At 61.6% G+C, this 7,150-nt stretch carries 4 protein-coding genes and 4 tRNA genes; 1 reads left to right on the top strand and 7 read right to left on the bottom strand.

Translation table 11 applies throughout. The features are described 5' to 3' along the window. Positions 1–227 precede the first annotated feature (227 nt). The 7 genes from K6T12_RS18925 to K6T12_RS18895 form a co-directional block, all read right to left on the bottom strand. The gene (locus K6T12_RS18925; protein ID WP_222224456.1) at positions 228–3,698 is read right to left on the bottom strand and encodes an SbcC/MukB-like Walker B domain-containing protein; all 3,471 of its coding nucleotides are present in this window, start codon (positions 3,696–3,698) and stop codon (positions 228–230) included. Next, complete coding sequence (locus tag K6T12_RS18920) at positions 3,685–4,530, bottom strand: DUF4194 domain-containing protein (RefSeq protein WP_222224455.1); 846 nt, start codon at positions 4,528–4,530, stop codon at positions 3,685–3,687. Before K6T12_RS18920 ends, K6T12_RS18925 begins: the two co-directional genes overlap by 14 nt. Continuing rightward, positions 4,531–5,931 (bottom strand): Wadjet anti-phage system protein JetA family protein, encoded by a 1,401-nt coding sequence (locus K6T12_RS18915; RefSeq protein WP_222224454.1) that lies wholly within the window; start codon positions 5,929–5,931, stop codon positions 4,531–4,533. 256 nt (positions 5,932–6,187) lie between these two features. After that, a tRNA-Pro gene (locus K6T12_RS18910) sits at positions 6,188–6,264 on the bottom strand. A 19-nt stretch (positions 6,265–6,283) separates the two neighbouring features. Beyond that, positions 6,284–6,359: transfer RNA gene (locus K6T12_RS18905), tRNA-Asn, on the bottom strand. A gap of 32 nt (positions 6,360–6,391) precedes the next feature. Continuing rightward, positions 6,392–6,467 (bottom strand) — tRNA-Asn (locus tag K6T12_RS18900). Positions 6,468–6,494: 27 nt separating this feature from the next. Continuing rightward, positions 6,495–6,570: transfer RNA gene (locus K6T12_RS18895), tRNA-Asn, on the bottom strand. Positions 6,571–6,754: 184 nt separating this feature from the next. Between K6T12_RS18895 and K6T12_RS18890 the strand changes: the two genes are divergently transcribed. After that, positions 6,755–7,147, top strand: coding sequence for a helix-turn-helix domain-containing protein (locus K6T12_RS18890; RefSeq protein ID WP_222224453.1), 393 nt, complete (start codon positions 6,755–6,757; stop codon positions 7,145–7,147). Positions 7,148–7,150: the final 3 nt, after the last annotated feature.

The following is a 7,150-nucleotide window of genomic DNA, read 5'->3' as shown; positions in this document are numbered from 1 at the left end:
GGGCCTCATCTACAGGGCAGTCTTTTCGACTTCGCAGCCCGCCTGGCTCACCGGCTCCTTGCGATGGGCGGTAGCTAATCACCCATCAACGAGAGATACAAGCAGCCCGCTCCGAGGGCGACACCCGCAGAGTGCGCCAGACCTGTCGCGGTCGGAGCCCGCTGCTACAAGGCATTGCGCTTCGTAGCAGCCCGCTCCGCGGGCGACCTGTGCCGATGGAAGCGCCGTCAGGCCGGCGCCAGCGCCTGCTCGTCGGTTTCATCCGCCTCATCGGCTTCCTCCACCGATTCGAACTCCGCCTGCTGTTCGCGCAGCAGCTTGTACGGGTTGTCGGAGTTCAACAGCTTCTTGCCGCTCTCGGTCGGGAACTCCACATCGATATCCACCACCCGGCCGTCACGGCAGACGTTGATGATGGTGTCCATGCAGGAGCTGAGCAGCGAGTACTTCTCGTCCGGCGCGGCGATGATGGTCTGCAGGCCGAGGTCACTCATGAAGCCGAGTGAGGTGACGGTGTTCTCGGAGTCCAGCTTGTTGAACGCCTCATCGAACACCGACAGGCTCATGCCGCCCAGCGGCTGGCCGTCGGACCCTTCGCGCAGCCGGTAGGTGGCGCCCATCGCCGCGGCGATCGCCACATAGAACGGCACCTGGTGCTCACCGCCGGAACCGGTCTTGATACGCTGGGTCAGGGTGGTCTTGCGGTTGCCCTCCAGATCCTTCACCACCAGCTCGAAGTTGTAGAAGTTGCGGTAGTCCTGTAGCAGGCTGCTCTCGCCCTCGTCCTTCAGTACGTCGTGGATCTTGGCCAACGCGTCCTGGTGCGGCTTGTCCGGGTCGCGCGCCAGGTCGAACAGCGAGCCGACGTTGGCCTGGTCCATCCGGGTGTAGGCCTCGACCAGCTCCAGAATATCCTTCAGTTCCGGGTTCGGCATCATCTCGAAGCTGTACATCTCGCGATGGAACGGCCGCCCTTTGAGGTGCTGGTTCAGTTCGCGGATCAGGTCCTTGATCTTGTTGATCTGGTCGTTCAGGTGCGCCACGAAGTCGGAGCGGAACGCGGTTTCCGCCTCCTGGCGGGCCATTTCGGCCTTCTCGGTGTACTTGGCCAGCTCGGACTCGCGCAGCGATTCGATGGTCTGGTCGACGAACCGTTCCAGCTCCTCGTGACTGGAGTCGGCACTGATCTGATCGATCCCCTGATGGCTCAGGCCGCCACCGTGGTAGCGAGCCTTGTACTGGGCCACCGCATCGCGCACGCCGTTCTTCTTGCGTTCGTGCAGCGACAGCTCGGACTGCGCTTTCTTGGCCGCTTCGAAGATGATCCGCTCCAGCTCGCCGTGGCAGCTTTCATCCAAATAGTCGCGTTTCTCCTGTGCCGACTGGCCGTCGAACACCGGTTTGTCGGCACAGGTGGCGCGGGCGGCAGCGTGCTCTTCCAGCTCCTGCGACAAGACTTCCAGCGCGGCGCTGTCCTTGATGATATTGGTACGTGCCCGCTGCAGTTTATCCATCAACGATTTCTGGCCCGCCTCGGTCGCTTTCTGCGCCTCGACCAGCTCGCTGATCCGCTGCTGGATGCCGCTGTCGTCCTGATTGCGGATATCCTCGATCGCCTGGCGGTGACCTTCGACATCGGTGTTCAGCTGCTCGCGCTGGTTGACCAGGTCGAACACCCGCTCCTGGCTGCCGGCCAGGCTGGTGGTCAGGCCGATCAGCGCATCACGCAGCTTCTCCAGCCCCTCGTGGTTGCGGCCCAGTTCGGTGAACTCGGCCACCAACTGGTCGACCTGCTTGCCCTGCAACGCCAACTGGTCGGAGCGGCGGCGGATGCCCATGATCGGCTGCAGTTCGTTGATTGCGGTGGTGGAACCCTCGCTCTGCAACATGCAATCGTAGGTCAGCGCCCGCTCATGACGCAGCAGCTCGGTTTCGGTTTCCACCGCCATCACGCCGCCAAGCGCCCGGTTCATGTAGGCGCGGGCGTGCTCGTTGTCGGTATCGATAAAGTGGGCCAGCGAACCGGCCTTGTAGCGGTCCAGCCAGTCGTCGGAACGGGTGGTGTTGACGATCCGGCAACCCTTCAGATGGCGGCCCTTGCGGCGGTACAGGGTGATCGCTTCCTTGACCCGGTCGGGATCAACGATCAGCGCTTCACGACGGGCGCCGAGGAAGGATTCCACCGCGATCCGCCACTTGTCGTCGTTGATATCGACCAGTTCGCAGATCGGCGTCGAGTCGATGCCGTACTCGGCCAGCAGCTCCATCAGCTCCTGGGTGTTGCGGCGCACCGGCGCACGGCCCTGCTTGAGCTGCTCAACGGCACTCTTCTGGCTCTGGATCTCGGTGCGCAATTCGTTGATGCGGATCACCGAGTGCTCGTATTTTCGGGCGATCTCGCGCCGTACGCTGTCCACATGCTGGCGCAGCTGTTCCAGGTTGTTGTCGACCTCGACCGGCGCCTGCGGCCACAGATCGGCCATCATATCCTGGCCGGTGCGCCACAGAGCGACCGACTCCTTGACCACCGGCACGAAGCTTTCCGGCAGCAGCTGTTCGTAGTTGGCGAAGCCGACGGTGGTACGCAGCAGGCTGTAGACGCCCTGCAGCTTGTCCTTGATCACCGCCAGCTCGTGCTGCTTGGTCTCGATATTGGATTCCAGCGCCTTGATCTTGTGCGCCGTATCGGTGTTGTTCAGCTGGGCGCGGGCGTCGGCCAGATCCTGCATCAACCGGTTGAGCTTTTCGCTCTGCTCGCCCAGCTTGCCCTGCAGTTCGGCTTCGTTGTGCTGGTTCTTCTCCAGCCGCTCCTGCGCCTCTTCTTTTTTCAGGTCGGCGTTCTCGAAGCGCGCCTCGTGCACCACCCACTCGTATTCGACCGCGTTCTTGACGTTGCGCTGGATACCGCTGCACAGCTCCTGCACCTTCTCCAGCTCGGCGATCCGGTTGGCCACCTCGCGGGTTTTATCCTCCATCGCCCGGTATTCGTCGAGCGATTTACGAAAGGCGCCAACATGGACGATGTTCTCGTCCAGCACGAATTCGCGGATAAAGCGGGTCGGGCTGTCGATCGGCACGAACTTGAGCGCGTTCTTGAAGTTCTTGATGAACTTCTCGTCGTCGTTCGGCATCGACGGATCATGACTCAGGTGGGTTACCATCTCGCGCACGAAACGGCTGGCACGCTTCTCCAGCAGCATCTCCGGACACTGCTTGAGCAGGTTGGCACGCACGTCGTTCCAGGCTTTCGGCATCCGGCCACCGTCCTGCTTGACGGTGAAGTCGTCCAGCGTGACCGAGAAATTGGGCAGCAGGAAGCGGCCCAGCACATCCTCTTCGGCGCTGGCGGTGGAAGCGCTGATGGCGATACCGACGCAGCTCTCCTGGGCGGTCTCGGTGTCGAAGAAGCTCATCGCCATGTAGCTGATCGAGTCTTCGCGGGCCATCGCCTTCTTGCCGCCGCCATCCAGGTAACCCAGACAGTAGGTGCGCAGGCTGCGCTCGCTCTTCTCGCCGGCCGAGGCGTTGAAGCTCAGGTGGCGCTTGTGGCCGCCCATCAGGATGGTCTGGATCGCATCCAGCAGCGACGACTTACCGGAGCCGTTCGGACCGACGATGGCCACGTTGCCCTTGATCGGGATCTCGACCGCGCCCAGCACATACCAGTTGACCAGTACGATGCGGTTAAGCTGTTTCATCGGCGCTCTCCTGCGGCTCTACGACACTTTTCTCAATATCTTCGGGTGCTTCGCCACCTTCGGCTTGTTCAGCGGTCTCAGCGGTCTCAGCGGTCTCAGCGGTCTCAGCGGTCTCAGCGGCATCGGCCGTATCGCCCTGCTCGGCGCAATCGTCCGCCGCCGCAACGGTGTCCGCCGTATCGGCATTTTCCGTGCCGGCCCGCGGGGTGGTCGGCTGTTCGGCGGATTCCGCCTCGGCCACCTCCTCCGGGTGCGCCTCGGACAGCGCCTCCAACTGGCGGATGTAGTCTTCCACCACCACCTGGCGCACCGCCGGGTTGATCCGCAGCGGCAGGTTTTTCGGCTCGTGCTCGTTCGGCCGGCCGCGCTCGATGATGCCGTGGCGGGCGAACAGCGACAGGATCTCCTTCAGACGGGTCTCGTTGGGGATCTCCTTGCCGGTCAGGTTCTCGAACAGGGTCAGCAGCTCGTCGCTGCTGCTGTAGGCGCGGCCGTCCTCGACCTCGAACGCCTCCAGCTTCTGCTCGTACTGCTGACGCAGGCAGAGCAGCAGCAGCGATTCGTCCAGCTTCAGCCGCATCTGGCGCTGCTCGCCCTGCGGCAGCACCCCCAGGTAGGCTTCGTCCGGCTGATAGATGAACGACCAGCCGATCGCTTCGAACAGGTTACGGAAGTAATCCACATTGGAAGCGATCAGGAAGTAGCTCTCGCGATGGCTGGGCCGGTCGGCGTAGAGGAACTGGCTGACCAGCAGCAGGTTGGCGGCACGGATGAAGTCGTCAGCCTGGTGCTGATCGCTACGGGCCACAGTTTTTTGCAAATCACCTAGCATTTATCGCTTCCTTTGAATTACGAAGTCACGGCACTCGACCATATCGGCGACGCTGATGTACTGGTCGTTGAACTCGACCTGGTAGCGGTCGGCGGTGGAACGGCCTTTCTTACCCAACGACGCCATGTGCCGCACGTAACTGAAACAGATGTAGTCTTCGATGCAGTCGATCTTGAAGTCCGAGGCGTGCATCCGGTCGCGGCCGGCCAGCTGGCGCTCGACAAAATCGCCGATCCGTTGCGGGGTCACCTCGCGGCGCGCTTTGTACTGCTTGAACAGCTCGCGCAGATGGAGCACCTCCGGGTCGATCTCCTCCTTGTGGATCACCCGCGGCGTCGCCTCGACCCGGCGGCGGATCGGCGAGCGCACGCTGCCCGGCGCCAGAAAGCCGATGCTGTCCAGGCTATCCAGCTGTGGGATCAGCTCGTCGCGCTTGCCGGCCAGTCCGGCGATGGCGCGCGACAACCGGGCCGCCATGCCCGGCGTGGTCTTGTCCATGTAGCGCACGGTGTCAGCCACCCGCTTCTCCAGCCGGTAGCGGAAATCGTCGATGGTGGCGAGACGTTGGTCGACCGACTCGAAGATCCGGATGATCCGGTTGATGTGCTGGTGCACCCGCGCTTCGGCGTCGACCTCGGAGATCTCGAACTGCTGCTGATAGTGCGCCACCAGCTGTTCCAATTTCAGCGGATCGAACTGCAGTTCACGCAGCAGTGCCAGAATCTGGCGCCGGTAGCGGAACGGGTTGTTCTTGGTCTTCAGGGTCTTATAGTCGGATACCAGGATATGCTCGACGAACCGTTCGAAGAAGTTGCGCACGATCTCCTTGGCGTCGGAACTCTCCGCCAGCGAGATCTTCAACTCGCGCAGCCCCAACATCATATCGGTCAGGTGGGCGCTGAAGTCGGCCGCGGTCTGGGCCGCCTCGGCCAGCGTGATACCGCGCCCCCGGGGGTCGTTGATCGCCGCCTCCAGCGAGCTGAGCACGTTAAGTACCGCGCCGCCGTAAGAGCGCTTCTCCAGATTGGAGATCGACACCAGGGTACGCAGCAGGAAGCTGATCGACGGCGACAGCAGCACGTAGGTACGGTAGATCCGCTGCTCCTCCTCCAGCCAGCCGGTCTCCACCAGCCGGCGATAGATCCGGCTGGCGTACTCGGCGCTGGAGCGTGGCGGCTCCTGGCCGTCCTCCTCCTCGCCCTCCGGTACCCAGCGACGCACCCCAAGGCGTACCACCGTCTCCTCGATACAGGAGCGCACCAGGTCCTTGGCTATGAATGGATCGATCAGGTCCTCATCGAAGAACTGATCGGCCAGCGCCAGCAGCACCGACTGATAGATATGCCTGTTCTGGCCGGATAACGGCAGGAACAGGTCATCGGGAAGCTTGTTGAACAGCATCTGAGCCCTGTTTTTCCGACATGCGCCTGGGCGCATTTGTGCTCGAATAAAGGCAGGGATTTTAGCGAAAAACGGCGCCCGGGCGAACCGTTTTCCTGAACGCCCTACCTATCGAGAGCAACCGCCCATCAACCACGGGGCAGCCGCGCAGAAGCGCGCTGACAAATCTGGAGAACATCGCAGCCAGCAAGACAGGCACGCAAACCAGACAGAGAGCCAGCGAAAAGAGATGATACTAAAAGAAAGAAGAGAGAGGTGGTCGGAGCAGCAGGATTCGAACCTGCGACCCTCTGGTCCCAAACCAGATGCGCTACCAGGCTGCGCTATGCTCCGATACCATAGAGACTTGGAGTGGCTCCTCGAGCTGGACTCGAACCAGCGACCAATAGATTAACAGTCTACTGCTCTACCAACTGAGCTATCGAGGATCTCCAATAGGAATTCCTGCTTTGAATGAAGTTGGCTCCTCGAGCTGGACTCGAACCAGCGACCAATAGATTAACAGTCTACTGCTCTACCAACTGAGCTATCGAGGAACTTCAGCATGAATTCCCGGTTAAGGCTGGCTCCTCGAGCTGGACTCGAACCAGCGACCAATAGATTAACAGTCTACTGCTCTACCAACTGAGCTATCGAGGAACACCTCAACCGTGGCGGCGAATATTAATGACCAACCCCGGGGTCGTCAACCCCTTTGTAAGAATACTTTTTCAAATAAATTTAAACAGTTATACCTACCCGCAGCCAACCGGACACAACGAGGTATGCAACGCCGCCGACCAGAATCGGCTATAATCGCCGATCGGTATAGATGGAGGTAGTAATGAACGTTCAGGTAATAATGAAAGACGGCGAGCCGGAATACGCCATTCTGCCCTACGCCGAGTATCAGCAGCTGCTGGCCGCCGCCCGTACACCGCAAACCGCGCCCATGCCTAGCGAGACAAACCGGCCGACACCTGAACGTACTCCTCCCGTAACGGCCGCAGCGTCGATCGGGCCGGAAGCCGACCAGCGACTGTCCGGCGGCGCGCGGATCAAGCAGCTGCGCCAGCAGAAAGGGCTGGATGACAAAACCCTGGCCCGTGGCGTCGGCATCAGTCCGCTCTACCTGCAGCAGATCGAAGCCGGCGAACGCCAGCCGGGTGACGCGATCTGGCGTAGCCTGGCGCGCGAGCTGGGCGTCGCCATCGACGATCTGAAACCTGCCGACTGACGA

Source organism: Marinobacterium arenosum (assembly GCF_019795155.1).
Taxonomy (GTDB): Bacteria; Pseudomonadota; Gammaproteobacteria; order Pseudomonadales; family Balneatricaceae; genus Marinobacterium_C; species Marinobacterium_C arenosum.
Note: the sequence above shows the minus strand (reverse complement) of the source record. Positions and strands in the feature narration are given on the sequence as shown.